Genomic DNA, 14,297 nt, shown 5'->3' on the forward strand with positions numbered 1-14,297 from the left:
GCCGTTCATTAGGCTCATTTACATTCTAACTCTGTAAAAATGTTGAAACTATATAATAAAAACCCGATTTTTTATACTTTCACAGGCTTTTATGATAAATTCGATCATTTTATTGATTTTTGCAAACAAAATCGGTGAGGATGGTTTCAAAAATGGCCTTAAAATGACAAAAAAAACACGCCTTAAAAGGCGTGTCGTGTGCTGTACAGCTATATGTTCAAACCACCCAAGCTGGCACCTTTAACAAATAATCGCTCGATGCTCTTCAGTACCGAAGGATCTGGAATTAATGGCGGTGCTTGATGCGGTTTAATACGAGCGTCAATAATCAAATTGTCACAAGCCCAATGCTTGTTCTCATAATGACTATTCACGCCATACATATCGTGTGATGGATTGCTGCGCGTAAAGGTAACCCATAGGAAGTTTTTAATCGTCTCGCTAATGAAATGACTATCATCACCTACTATAATCATAGGGCATGAAGAAAGAGCTCCCTTTTCTTGTATAGCATCACATAACAATTGCATTTCCTGCTTAGCACTGGCATAACTCATAAATGCAGAGCCTTGGATGACTGCAACTCCCGGCATGACCATACGCGCATGCTCAAATCCGCTTATTTCTTTGAAAACATCGGGCACTTCTGTACATAAGTCTCTTTTTTTGTCCCCATATGCTGCGATGACTACTTTGCTGCCGCTGTTTAATCCCGTACCCGAATAATCGAGTGTATCAATCGTCGTATTTGTATGGAAATGAATATCACGGCTAAGATCGATACGTTCTAGTATATACGTTAAAAAATCCACTTCATCGTGTGAATCCAACGGCCGTTTATCTTCAGCTGTAATAAAAAGGTATTTTGCCAAACTCAGTTGTCCCGTACCCAAAATCCGATTAGCAATGGTGAGCAGCTCTGCCGGCTGTTTCACTTGCTGATACGGGGTGTACCGTTCGCTCCCTATTGCAAAAAGCAGAGGATGAACACCCGCTGCATCTACAGCATGCACTTCCTTTACACCAGGAATTTCTTGTCTAATCGCATCACCTGTCAGTTCATGAATGAGCTCTCCAAACGCAGTATCCTCCTGCGGCGGACGGCCAACAACGGTAAATGGCCAAATCGCTCCCGGCTTCGCGTACACTTTATGAACTTTCATGACAGGGAAAGGATGAGTAAGACTGTAATACCCCAAATGATCACCAAATGGTCCCTCAGGTTTCGTCTCGCCTTGATGGATTTCTCCAGTTATAACAAAATCAGCATCGTTGCTAATACAGAACCCATCCAAATAACTGTAGCGGAAACGGTGGCCTGAAAGCATTCCAGCAACAGTCATTTCTGTCAATCCTTCAGGCAGCGGCATAACAGCTGCCAGCGTATGTGCTGGAGGACCGCCAACAAAACAGCTTACTTTTAAAGGAATGCCTTTTTTATTCGTTTTATCTTGATGCACGCCGATGCCGCGATGAATCTGATAATGCACGCCAATTTCTTTGTTCATTTCATAATCATTGCCGCTCAGTTGTACACGATACATACCCAAATTGGAGTTCATTATTCCTGGCTTGTCCGGATCTTCCGTGTAGACTTGAGGCAGAGTTACAAATGCACCGCCATCCATTGGCCAGCTTTGAATAAGCGGCAAATCCGAAATTTGTATTTCCTGCGCGGTTACTGGCAGACTGCCCGACTTCTTAACCGGAAGAGCTTTCCAAGCGGCCAAACCGGTTCTGACATGCTTAAACGGATTTTTTAATGCCTTCATGGGATCATTGCGCAGCTCCATCACACTTTGCACCGATTCCCAAGTGTTGCGGAATATGAATTTGCTGCGCTCTACCGTTCCGAACAAATTAGAAACTGCCCGGAATTTAGAGCCTTTTACATTTTCGAATAGCAGCGCTGGACCGCCAGCCTCATAAACTTTCATATGGATAGCAGCCATCTCAAGGTACGGGTCAACTTCTTCTTTTATACGAACCAAATGTCCGTTTTTCTCTAAGTCAATGACACATTCTTCTAAATTGCGATACATTTGAAATTCTCCAATCTCAGCCTGATAGGGTGATCAAAACTCACGCTCTTTTTATTAAAATTAATTCATATTGTTGCCTATTGTCAAACGCGAACAAAAACCAAGTGTTATATGCAGCCAAGTATTAGCAAAAAATAAAAATACGCCATAAATGGCGTATTTTTATCATCTTATTAACGAAGTTTATAGTATTGATTATATACTTACTCTACTACAAAAGTATAGGCAGGCATCCTTTAACAGGCGCCTCTCTTGCCTTACAATTCGTTTTTTGCAGTATACAATACAGGCCAAGCGTCGCCCTCGTATATTTCTCCCTCTCTGCCGTTCATCATCTGTGCATTAAAATGATTATTGCCCTTTGCATCGTATTTATATTTGGTTTCACCCGTCATGAGATGAACCGCCATCGAGCGGCGTGCTTGATCACTCGTATTAGGCCCGCTTCCATGGATAGTCAATGCATGATGAAAGCTTACTTGCCCGGCTTTCATAATAACAGGTACTGTTGAAAACTTTTCGTTTTCCGGGATGTCCATTGCTTGCTGCTGCTTCTCCAAATTTTGCTCAAAGAAATCATTTACATTCAACAAGCCCCACTGGTGGCTGCGCGGCACCATCTGCATACAGCCATTTGATAGATCCACATCCGTAAATGCAACCCAAGCCGTAATGAGCGTCGGACCCGCGCAGCATTGCCAGTAAGCGTAATCTTGGTGCCAGCCTACATTTGCTGTTTCCTTGCCTGTACCTCTTCCTGGTTTATACAGCAGCTGATCATGAAACAACCTTATCGTTTCCGTCTCCATCAGGGCTGCGGCAATTCCTCCGATTGTAGCGTTTACTGCTACGTTACGTAAAGTCAGATCTGACCAATGCGAATTATCTGTCTTCCTCAGAGCCCGCGGATTATCCTGTCCCTCCAGCCAATTGCATACCGGTGCTTTTCCAGTCTCGTATTCGCCGCGATATAGACGATCCTGATGCGCAACGATTTCCGCTAGCTCATCCTCAGAGAAAATAATAGGCGAAATCCAGTAACCATTTTCAGCAAAAAATGCGACATCTTCTTGTGCAGGGAGACAATCTTTACGCAGTTGACCATTCATAGACATATTAAGCACCTCATGTAATCATATTTAAAACATATGATCATTATAAACCGGTTAAATTACGTTGTATTTTTTAATCCCATGCATAGATTTAAAGTTTTTGATCATTATTGCTTGTTGAGATTTTGTGCTGAAAAGGTATAATCGAAGGTAATTGTTTTGAAGAGGAGAAGGAATACGCGAATGAGTGAAAATAAATCATTGAAGAACGAGGTGCCCAAACAGCATCTTGTTATTGAAAACGATGGTGAGTTTCGAATCGAATTGCCCTTCGATTCTGATGCGAGCCATATTTATTATCTCGGTGTGAACCATTATGAAAACTGGAGCACATCGATTCATTATCATGATCATTTCGAATTATGCTACGTGGATGAAGGGTACAGTCAATACAAAATCGATAAAACGGTTTATGAAATTGAGAAAGGCCAGCTCCTGCTTACTAAGCCTGAAGAAATCCATTTCGGGTTAGCAGGAAAACATAAGCCTTTCAAGCTCTATTACATCGGGTTTAGGCTTGAGAGGCTCCACCATTTGTATCCTGAATTTTATCGCATTGGGCTTCAACGAATCGCTCATGATCAAGATAGCCGAGTAAAAGCACTTTTCGAGCATATAATTACCGAAATTAAAAATAACGCTTATTTAAGCTTGCCCATGGTGGAGGGGTTATTTCAACAGCTGCTAGTTACGACGCTCCGTCATTTTCTTGATCCAGCATTAGCAGCCGAGACCCCTCCAAGGCCGCTTAACGACGCGATTACTGAAGTAATGAATCAGCTGCATCGTGAGGTTCGCTATAACTATGATCCCGAGCAGCTAGCAAAGTCTATCCATATTAGCCGCTCGCATCTCGCAAGGGAATTCAAAAATGCCGTTGGCATTCCCCTCGGAGAATATGTTCGTCACTTATGCTTGGATAAAGCGAAGTCCGAGCTTCGAAGCACGTCGAAAGCGATCTCGCAAATCGCAGAAGAGCTGCAATTCTCATCCATTCATACGTTTAGCATATTTTTCAAACGATTTACAGGGCAAACGCCAACTCTCTATCGCCAATCTACAAAATCTAATCTATAAATAAATACATGACTTTTGCTCTGATACACAGCCCAAAGAAGCCTTCCCGTCGACATGACGGGAAAGCTCCATCTGGATAAATAAAAGGGAAAGCATGCGAGCTTATTTCAGCCTTACACTATAAAACCTCATTGCACGAGGCACTCCCTTTATTTCTAATTTGCCTGCGTAAACAAGACAGCGCAGTCTATATTCGAAATAGCTGTCTCCAATACATTGCTCATAATAGCCCAATGCTTGGCCAACTACTCTGGCCGCCTTTATAAATTCATCTTTTGGTTTATGCTGCAGCAGCGACTCCACCGTTTCAAACAAATAATCATCCAAGTAATCTTCATCTACATGTTGAATTTTACTTTCATTCCAAATACGCAGCACCTCATCATGCTCTGCAAGCGCTAGCCATTCCCTCTCCAACTGCTGCCTTATGTCGCCAGTTGTCTGCCCATTTTCCTCTGCTTCACCTATAACAGCCTTTAACTTATCTACCGGAACCTCTCCTAATTGCAAATAGTTAATGAATGTTTCGGGTGTATTATACCTTCTGCTGCAGGCCTCTTCTGCATTAAACACGTAAATACGATTTAAATGGTGTCTGAGCAAATAAAGCGCATAACGCAAACCAGTCTGCTCATGAGCATTGTTGCCACACCATATGACAATTGAAGCTTGCTCTGGAATTTGTGCTAATAAGCTTTGATGAGAGGAGGCTTCCTCTTCCATATCAAAATATGATTCGTCATAACCAACATTAATATTATTTCTAAACCACTCCTTCCTCTTAAGCCATCCCTCTTCCTTATGCAGCTGCCATATTGGGCCTATAGAGAAGCTTTCATTAAGAGTAATGACCTTATTGGAATCCGCTAACCCAAGCTGTTTAATAGCCAGTTTCAAACTGCCTGCAACAGAGTCTCCAAACACAATATGAATTTTCGTGACAGCCGAATCCAGCTCTCTCTTATTATTGTTTTGGGAATTCAGCAATGAATCGTAAAGTTCTTTCAAATTATTGAAGAGATCCTCTCGAGCCTCTAAACTCTGCTCAGCTATCTCAATTTGAAGCATAACTAGCTTTAGAGCCTGTCTCACATCATCTGTAGAAAGCTCCTCGACCGCCTTGCGTATTTCCAGCATTTTATTCAAAAGCTATCTCCTTCCTCTCCTCTATACTTGGCGATACACAGGGATAAGAATAAGCCAGAAGATCAAAGCCCCTTTTCTTCAGAATAGGAAGACTCATCGGACTAGCATCTACCGTCAGCAAGCGGAATCCATTTTCCCAAGCTGCCTGTGCTCGTACAGCAAGTAAAGAAGTATACAACCCTTTATTTCTGTATTCAGATAAGGTTGAACCACCCCATAAGCTTCCAAAGGAAGTTCCATTATGCAAATACACCCAAGCCGCACTGACCGCTTTTCCTTCTTCATAAGCTGCATAGATGAACAAGCTATCTGGATCATTTTTCAAATTTCGTATTAATTCCTCTCCAAGCTCGCGATGTGATTCTCCCCATATTTCTTCTTCCAGTGAGACGATGTCATTGATTCCTACTTCATCTGTGATTCGTATGATAGAGGAAGGAATTTCACAGGATAACATAAAATCTCCTTCTGTTAGCTGCATAACCAGCAATCCCTCGGGATCTCCAATCGTAAATCCATGCTCAAGAAGTTTATCCTTTAAATTAGCGGGCTGGTCATAGTCATATAGCTTCCACTCAAACCGCTGATCCAATTGCTCAAAGTAAGATAGCTGCTCATTAATCGCATGTTGAACCGTTTCATTTGTTAATGCTGAGTAGGTTACATATCCTTCCCCGCCTGTAAGGGAAACCTGCCTAATCATTCCACCTTCTTCTTCACGACGAAAGCCCGCAATAGTCTGATCGATCCGTTGTTCCTTATTAAACAATGCTATAAGTTGTTCTTTATTCATCGAAAGCCTCCGTCGTCCATTTGTTCTTTCCGTCTTACTTAGGTACGTGACTGCCGGCAAAAAAGAATCACATCTGTCTTGCTCAGTATGCCATACTAACAGACCAATCAGCAAAATAAAACGAGCCTATAGAATGATTACTATGGCTCGTTTTATGAGGTTTTGGATGAAAGGACAACGCCCTATATTAGAAAAATTGCTTCTTATATTTATTGCGATTCACGATTTGGTTGATGAATAATCGCACTTCATGGAAGTCGTGTCTCTTGTATGCAAAGCGGCTATATTTTAAAATGGTATCGATTTCATTTTGTGAAAAAGAGATATTCATAATCTGAAATTATGATTGCACTCTTTTATAATTTGAAGAAGCACGAATGCACAGCTGAGAATCAACAACGACAATACGCTCATCGTCGTCCGCCATCTCACCTTTAATTTTCTTGATAAGCATTTCCGCAGCAGCATAGCCCATCTCAATCTTCAATTGATTAACCGTGCTAAGCTGAGGCACCAAATATCTCGAAACTCTTTCATTGTCTACGCCAAAAACAGCTAGATCCTGAGGGATTCTTACATTCGCTTCTCTGCACGCGGCATAAATGCCTAATGCCATCTCATCATTGGCAGAAAAAACAGCTGTGAACTTCTGCCCTGCATCCCAAAGGCGCTTTAAAGCTGAGTATCCGCCTCTTTTGTTGAAATCGCCATTTTCCACAAGCTCTGGCCGGATCGGAATTCCGTGTTTTTCTAATCCTTTGATGTAGCCTTCCAGACGATCCAAGCTATCGATCGCATCATTATAGCCGCTTATGAATGCTATATCTTTGTGCCCCTGCTCGATGAGATGCTCAACCACGTGCATGGCGACCTCTGTCGTATTCGTTTGGACATTATAAATTCTGGAATCCAGGATACTGCGTCCAATAGACCCTATGACATAACCTCTGTCGAGCAGCTCCATAACCGTCTCTTTCGGCAGTAACGACTCAATCAGGATCATGCCGTCAACCGTTCTGTTCGTTAGCATTTGAAGATAACCGAGCTCAATTTCTCTGCTGTTTTGGGTACCGCAGATAATGACTTTAAATTTCTCCAAATGCGCCTTGTTCTGAATTCCTTTTACTAAATTAGAGTAATACGCAACCATAATATCAGGCACTATTATTCCAATGGTAAACGTTTTTTGCTGGCGTAGATTTTTGGCTGCAGCATTGGGAACGTAGTTCATTTGCTCAATAACCATGAGAACCTTTTCCCTCGTTTTGTTCTTAACGAGCGGGTTATTGTTTAACACGCGCGAGACAGTAGTCGGTGATACCTTTGCCGCTTTAGCTACATCAACGATATTAACATCCATAAGATTCGACCTTTGCTATAAATTTTGTCAGATATAAACAAATAAAGCGATATCAAGTTGATATTTAATAATATAGCAAACAGTGAAATCGATTTCAATTATTTTTTGAACAATATTTCCAATGCTTCAAACTGCGCCAATATCATAAGAAAAGGTGATCCACACCGCATTTTACGGATAGAATCACCTTGAGCTTTTTTAACGGATAACCTTAAATGATTTACTACCTGCCTAGAAAACGCCAGAAGTTTTGATTCAGCATATCATCCAGATCCCGCTTGATCTCCTCTTCCGTCACCGTCCATCCACTATGATGCAGCTTCTCGTATTTCGCTGCAAGAACATTGCCAATGATTTTTCTAGAATGCTCCCATTTGTAAATCAATTGCTCAAACACACGACAATCGGAGTGCTGAGGAATCATTGAAGTACCTAGAAGCTCTATTCGGAAACGTGTCATTTCCTCGACCATCGATTCAATATGCAGAAACCACCAGCAGCCAAATATCATCAGATTCCGGAACTTACGAGCAAGCACCGTTAATTCATGCTGATTTTCTCTGGCCAGCATCGTGATGAGAAACTTTTGCTCAGGGTAACGGCGGCATAAGGCTTCCACTGCGGATACATCAGACAACATGCTCATATCGCCTGCTAATCTGAGTGATGGGTTCACCCGTCTGCGTACGCCAATCATTAACGCAAACGGAATACTTTTTGCTTGGCATACAGGAATCATAACCTCGTCAATCATCTTGCTTCGATGATCATCGGCTGGATATTCAAAATCACCAGGCATCGACACGGCAAGATAAAGCGCATCCATCCGAGTAATCCATTCCGAGAGAAAACGTCTTGTTTCTGCCTTTGTCCGCTCAGACCATTCCGCTTGTACATCATAACCAAGATTTTGCAGCTCTTTCACCGCATGATCCCAATCATTAAGAAGCGCATCAACTCGCAGCGCCGCATAGAAACGGGCATCCGTTTTTCCTTTGCCTGACAGCCAAACGGGACGTTCAACAGGATCAAACGGATCGTTCGTCATGACGATTTTCTCAATTCCAGCGATCTGCATGACCGTATCTACCTGCTGTTCTACCGTACGCTTCGCAAGTGCTTGCCTGTAATCGTCAAGATTGCGTGAAGATACATCGAATCCAAGGCGTTTAACAATCGTAATAAATCCGCTTGCAGCTTCGCTTACAGGAGAATGATCAATGAACAGCTGCTTCCATATCCAGTCCGCCTGCTCGCGCTTTGTCATCGACCAGAATTGGCTGTACTCCTCCTCTGACCATCTGAACGACTCTGAAATTAAGTAATGATAAGTCAATAGCTCATCGATGCCCCATAAAAGCAGTTCCCCAAATTCAGGAGCATATAGATGCGTATGCATATCCGTAACAGGCGTACTCATAGCTAAACGATCAACCGTCGCTTTAATATCTGCTAGGCTTGCAATGGTTTGAGTACTCATTTCCTTTTCCCCTCTCTTATTGGCTTCAACCGTTTCCCCAAAGCTTTATGCGCCTTATATGTTCAAATGCAGTCGTTGTTGTCCGTTCCTTTAGCTGTAAACGCGGTCATATCGTCATCGCACCAAATCCGCCATCCACGCGGAGGAATGAGCCGGTAACAAATGAAGACGCTTTGGATGAAGCCAAATAAACAACCGCGCCCTTCAGCTCATCCGGGTTTCCGAAACGATTCATTGGCGTATGCTGCATAATCGACTCTACTCTTTCGGGTGAAAGTATTTTTTTGTTCTGCTCCGCCGGGAAAAAACCTGGAATAATAGCGTTAACTCTTACTCGGTCTGGCGCAAATTCGCGTGCTAAAAATTGCGTGATGCTGTTAACTCCTGCCTTCGATGCTGAGTAAGTAAACACGCGAGAGAGCGGTGGTGATGAGGAGACAGAAGAGATATTGATAATGGAGCCGCCGCTGCCCTGTTCAATCAATTGTTTACCGAACACTTGGCAAGCCAGCACGACACTCTTTAAATTGACGTCCATAATTCGATCCCATTCATCCATCTCCAAATCAAAGAAAGGTGTGGGGCTGTTTGTTCCTGAAGCATTTACAAGGGTATCTATACGTCCTCCCCATTGCAGAATATCGTTCAGCACCGCTTCTAGTTCATCTTTTTTTGTTGCATCTGCTTGCAAAGAGATCGCCGTTCCGCCGCTGCTATTTATTTGATTGCATACTAATTTTGCTTTCTCCATATCGCGGCCAACGATGGCTACTTTTGATCCTGCTTCAGCCAGTGCAGAAGCCATGGCACTGCCAAGAACACCATTTCCACCGATTACAACGGATACGGTATCGGTTAAATTAAACATGAGAAAACCACCTTATAATCAAAATAACAACGTTGTTATTTTTCATAATATCGCAATAAGCCCATACTGTCTACACCAATTATACCGCTTTCATTTGCATAATAATTGGACTATGATAGGATGTATGACTTATGATAATAGTCGTTAAAGTTCCTTTCGGAGGGAAGCTATGGTAACCATCAAAGATATCGCAGAGCGTGCAGGCGTCAGCTTTTCTACAGTATCCAAGGCACTTAGAGACAGCCCGCTCGTACAAAATAAAACGAAACAGCATATCCTTTCCATCGCCAAAGACATGGGTTATCAACCCAATATTGCTGCTCGAAGCCTCGTCTCGAGAAAAAGCGGAGCGATTGGCATCGTATGGCCATCAATAGAACGCGCAGCCCTATCATCCCTTCTTACACGGCTTAATGAGGAGCTCGAGAAATACGGCTATATCACGTTGCTGTCTATTAGCAACATCGAATCCGCGATCGAAACTTTTCGCCGCTATCAAGTGGATGCCATACTCGCCTTTGGAGACAGGGATAATAAACCTAATCCAATCGACTCCAGCGCCATGCAAATCCCAATTCTCACCTATGGTGCCGCTGACTATACGCCCTATTCCGCAGTCGATGTTAACCGTGGTCAAGCCATTCGGCTAGCGGTTCGTCACTTGGCAAATTTAGGTCATAAAGAAATAGCATACATCGGGGAACCGAAGTCGCATGACCCGCTGCAAGCTGTAAAAATCGAAGCCTTTCAAGAAGAGATTAGACATCATGGGCTGAGTTTAACAGATGATTCCATTCTCCAAATGAACGGTTTAGAATTTCACGATGGTTATATTGCTGCACGAATGATGCTGGATCGTCCTCTTCGACCAACAGCTGTCATAAGCGGCGGTATCGATCTAACTCGCGGCATCCTTCGCGCCGTCAGTGAACTCGGCCTCTCCGTTCCTCATGATGTTTCTGTCGTTAGTTACGACAATCTTCCGCAGATGGAGAATCTTGAGGTTCCAATGACCGTCGTAGGTGTTGCCCTCTCCTCCATCGCAGCGGCAATAGCCAAAACTATTCTTGAACTTATCGATGCTCCAAACATGATTAAGACGGTTCACTTGGAACCCGAACTTGTTTTGCGTGCTTCTACTTCTAAACGGTTTTCAAATGCTGAATAGGGCTGTCCCATAAAGTAGATAACACTACTTGAGGATAGCCCTGTTGTTTGAATATGTATAAGCTTTTCCCTCATTCCTGGGCTTAGCGAAATACCGGCAAGCTTCTTAACGCTTTTGCCACAATTCTTTTCGTTTCCTTCGCCTTTGAGCGCTCCAACCAGTCATTACAAATAGCTCTTACCCACTCAGGATTAGTTTTGCTAGCGTCATTCATCCAGTTGCCTACTGAATCCTGAACATATTTGGCATCATCGCTGTTCACAGCTTCTAATAAGGAAAGAGCCATAGCAGGGTTTTCTTTCAGCTTAGCAATATGTTTGGCCCATACGCCTCGCGGTCGAATGGATTCAATGGCAAATCTCCTAATATTCGCATCATGATCACGCACCCAATCTTCGAGTAAATGAAGTGCTCCCACTAAATCATTGGAGATGGATTCCCTTAGAGCCATCCAAGCAATCTCGCGAACGCCAAAATGGTGATCTGCCGCAAAAGGACGAATCGATGCAAGCTTCTCTACTAAACTTAAACGCTGATCCACTCCGATAATAAAAGCAGCCCAGCAGCGAACACTGTCTGAAGGGTGAGCAGCTACTATGTCGTAAAGTTTAGACTGCTCTTCTTCTGCTAGTCGAGCGATTAAACTAAGCCATTCCTTTGCGATAGCAGGTATGATTTTCATAATTTTTTTCTCGTTCAAATGTTTCAACCTATCCAGAATGGGATCGGATTCTTGATGCAAACCAAGCTCGTTTAGTACATTTTGCAGCAGTACAATATGATCGACAACGAGCCATTCCGTCAAATTGACCGTCTCCAGTTTCCCCATATGAATCAGATCTATCACTTCATTTGGAATATCGCTCAACTTTCTTGCACCTTTGCGGTATAAAATGGAGTCAGAAATAAACATCGCTTTCTCATTATTCATAACACGGTTCCCTCGCTTATACGACATTTAAAATTGGAAGTACGCCAATCATACTTCTTATTTATAAGCGAAGATGTAATCTAGTTTACAACCATTCCTACATGACCTAGCTTTGCAGCAACATTTTTTTATGGATGTAGATGGTTTTAAAACCTGTCTTAATGTGTTTTTGTTCCGAAAGCTCTTGTAAGGCTACCGTTACCGCTTCTCTTGTCGCTCCAACTAGATTTGCTATTTCTTGATGTGAAAGAGGAAAATCAACTTTGCAATACTCATCCCTATCCATGCTCGTAAGTCCAAATTGCTCAGAAAGCTTCATGAGAACATGCAAAATTTTATCATGAAGACCTCCTAGAGCTAAATTTTGTGTTAAACGACTCATCGCACTAATTCGATCACTAAGAACCTGTAATAAATTCATCATGAAGCGAGGCCGCTGCATTAAAAAATTTTCAAACCTATCTTTACTCATCAAACAAATATGGCTTTCTTCAATCGTTTCAATATAGTGATCCCGCGTACCAAATGAAATGATATTCATCTCGCCAAATACATTTCCTTCACCTAATATATCCGAAGTAAATTGCTTGCCTTCCACAGACAGCTTATATAAACGAACCTTTCCCTTTTTTACAAAATAAAGCCCTTCTGAAAAAGATTCCGGTGTTTGAATAAATGTCTTTTTCGGGATAACGGTAATAGAGGTCATTTCATCCATCTCTATCAAGTCTTCTATTGTGAGTGATTGAAGCAAATTGAATTGCGATAAATATTGAATGTTATCCATTTCTCCTCCAGTTCGTTAAACGAGATGAAAAAATAAAGATTTAAGGCAGCTTCTTTTTTACAAAATGACCAATATGGTCGATAGCCTGCTGCGCTTCCGGAAGCATGTAGGCGAGAAAATGAAATACACTCCACATCTGATCCCATACTTCCAACGTAACTGCGACACCTGCTGCTCTTGCTTGATCCGTAAACCGTGTAGAGTCGCTTAACAAAACCTCATGATCGCCTACTTGGATAAACAAATCGGGCAGTCCGCTCAAATTCATCCTAAGTGGGGATAAGAGCGGGATTTCATCCGTTCTGCTGCCTAAATACATGTCCAATATCCTGCGATTTCCCTCCAAGCTCCCTGTAGGATCAAGCTCCGATCGAGTCGTATAGGATTCACCATCCAAATGAACTAGATCCGTATGGGGGGAGATGAGAAAAGCACCTGCTGGAAGCATCTCTCCTTGATCTCGAAGTGAAAGCAAGGTCATAAGCGCAAGGCTTCCGCCTACTGAATCCCCTCCAAATAGGATATTAGCAGCGGAATAGCCGTTTTCAAGCAACCAACGATAGGCAGTGAGGCAATCCTCGTTTGCAGCTGGATACAAATGCTCCGGTGCAAGTCTATATTCAATGACAAGCACTTTCACCCCACTGGATTTCGCTATTCTTGCCGTCAAATCACGATAGAATGCACAGGTGCCTGCTATAAAACCACCGCCATGGAAGTAAAGAACGACCTTGTTCACATCTACAGTTAGATTAGCTGGAGTAATCCATTCACCATATAGATTTCCGATTACTACCTCTTGGACAATAATATCCGTATTCATTTGCATTGCAGCTGCGGTATTGTTCATTTCATTTCGTATTTTCTCCACAGGCATTTCGCTAAAATTGCTCGTTTGTTTTAAAAATTGTTTAATCGCTGCAAGCTGTTCGATACTCGATTTTTCCATGTAATACTCCTCCTACAGGCTTAATAACGTAAGTTTACAGCCTGTAGCATAGTACAACGTCAAGCTAAGATTCCATGTGAAGGATGTGAAGTGTTTGCTGAGTTTCCGGGTGCCTTTCTTCTGCTTGCAGATTTGTTTTTAAGCTTGCGAGCATTGCTAATGTTTGTTCTTGCCGTTCCATATCTGAACGGATTTTACCCATTTTTTTATCAATCACAGTCAAAAAATCAGCGAGACTAATTTGACTGCTGCTAGACTTTGTTAATGCTTTTTTGATTTCTTTTAACGTAAATCCACAAGCCTTAGCATTTTTTATAAACGTAAGATGACTTAATACTTCCTCAGAGTACATCCGATAACCTGATTCAGAACGCATCGGCGCCGGAATTAGACCGTGATTCTCGTAGTATCTTAACGTTTCGATATTCACATTCGCCATTTTTGCAATTTGCCCTCGCAAATAACCGGTCATTTCAATCCCCCTCTTATGTTGGTTGAAAGATTGTTCTGAAGAGACACACAGGCTGATCATAGGTCTTAATGTTTTAATTAGAGAATAGTATTGTAGTTATGCCAAAACGAAA

The 14,297-nt window shown here is 42.4% G+C and carries 13 protein-coding genes; 2 read left to right on the plus strand and 11 right to left on the minus strand.

Annotated features, from left to right (window positions below; genetic code table 11):
- Positions 1-209: 209 nt before the first annotated feature.
- Positions 210-2,042, minus strand: a complete 1,833-nt coding sequence (locus MHH56_RS21915; protein ID WP_339203799.1) for a UbiD family decarboxylase — start codon at positions 2,040-2,042, stop codon at positions 210-212.
- Positions 2,043-2,299: 257 nt separating this feature from the next.
- A complete protein-coding gene (locus MHH56_RS21920) occupies positions 2,300-3,157 on the minus strand; it encodes a phytanoyl-CoA dioxygenase family protein (protein WP_339203800.1) in 858 nt (285 codons plus the stop codon).
- Between the two features lie 180 nt (positions 3,158-3,337).
- Between MHH56_RS21920 and MHH56_RS21925 the strand changes: the two genes are divergently transcribed.
- A complete protein-coding gene (locus MHH56_RS21925) occupies positions 3,338-4,231 on the plus strand; it encodes an AraC family transcriptional regulator (RefSeq protein WP_339203801.1) in 894 nt (297 codons plus the stop codon).
- Positions 4,232-4,333: 102 nt separating this feature from the next.
- Here MHH56_RS21925 and MHH56_RS21930 read toward each other — a convergent pair whose 3' ends face one another.
- The 5 genes from MHH56_RS21930 to MHH56_RS21950 form a co-directional block, all read right to left on the minus strand.
- Positions 4,334-5,368, minus strand: coding sequence for a DUF1835 domain-containing protein (locus MHH56_RS21930; protein ID WP_339209699.1), 1,035 nt, complete (start codon positions 5,366-5,368; stop codon positions 4,334-4,336).
- A 1-nt stretch (position 5,369) separates the two neighbouring features.
- Positions 5,370-6,170: a GNAT family N-acetyltransferase gene (locus MHH56_RS21935; protein WP_339203803.1), complete on the minus strand. Its 801-nt coding sequence runs from the start codon at positions 6,168-6,170 to the stop codon at positions 5,370-5,372.
- Between the two features lie 340 nt (positions 6,171-6,510).
- Positions 6,511-7,530, minus strand: coding sequence for a LacI family DNA-binding transcriptional regulator (locus MHH56_RS21940; protein ID WP_339203804.1), 1,020 nt, complete (start codon positions 7,528-7,530; stop codon positions 6,511-6,513).
- Positions 7,531-7,753: 223 nt separating this feature from the next.
- Positions 7,754-9,010: a glucuronate isomerase gene (locus MHH56_RS21945; protein ID WP_339203806.1), complete on the minus strand. Its 1,257-nt coding sequence runs from the start codon at positions 9,008-9,010 to the stop codon at positions 7,754-7,756.
- 106 nt (positions 9,011-9,116) lie between these two features.
- A complete protein-coding gene (locus MHH56_RS21950) occupies positions 9,117-9,878 on the minus strand; it encodes an SDR family oxidoreductase (RefSeq protein ID WP_339203808.1) in 762 nt (253 codons plus the stop codon).
- 169 nt (positions 9,879-10,047) lie between these two features.
- On the opposite strand from MHH56_RS21950, the gene MHH56_RS21955 reads away from it, so the two are divergent.
- Positions 10,048-11,046: a LacI family DNA-binding transcriptional regulator gene (locus MHH56_RS21955; protein WP_339203809.1), complete on the plus strand. Its 999-nt coding sequence runs from the start codon at positions 10,048-10,050 to the stop codon at positions 11,044-11,046.
- 82 nt (positions 11,047-11,128) lie between these two features.
- Here the strand turns inward: MHH56_RS21955 and MHH56_RS21960 are convergent, their stop codons facing one another.
- The 4 genes from MHH56_RS21960 to MHH56_RS21975 form a co-directional block, all read right to left on the minus strand.
- A complete protein-coding gene (locus MHH56_RS21960) occupies positions 11,129-11,977 on the minus strand; it encodes a DNA alkylation repair protein (protein WP_339203810.1) in 849 nt (282 codons plus the stop codon).
- Between the two features lie 106 nt (positions 11,978-12,083).
- A complete protein-coding gene (locus MHH56_RS21965) occupies positions 12,084-12,764 on the minus strand; it encodes a Crp/Fnr family transcriptional regulator (protein WP_339203811.1) in 681 nt (226 codons plus the stop codon).
- Between the two features lie 40 nt (positions 12,765-12,804).
- Entirely contained in the window at positions 12,805-13,713 is a 909-nt protein-coding gene (locus MHH56_RS21970) for an alpha/beta hydrolase (RefSeq protein WP_339203812.1), read from the minus strand.
- Positions 13,714-13,777: 64 nt separating this feature from the next.
- On the minus strand, positions 13,778-14,185 hold the full coding sequence (locus MHH56_RS21975) for a MerR family transcriptional regulator (RefSeq protein WP_339203813.1): 408 nt from the start codon (positions 14,183-14,185) through the stop codon (positions 13,778-13,780).
- Positions 14,186-14,297: the final 112 nt, after the last annotated feature.

This window comes from Paenibacillus sp. FSL K6-3182, assembly GCF_037976325.1.
Classification (GTDB): Bacteria; Bacillota; Bacilli; order Paenibacillales; family Paenibacillaceae; genus Pristimantibacillus.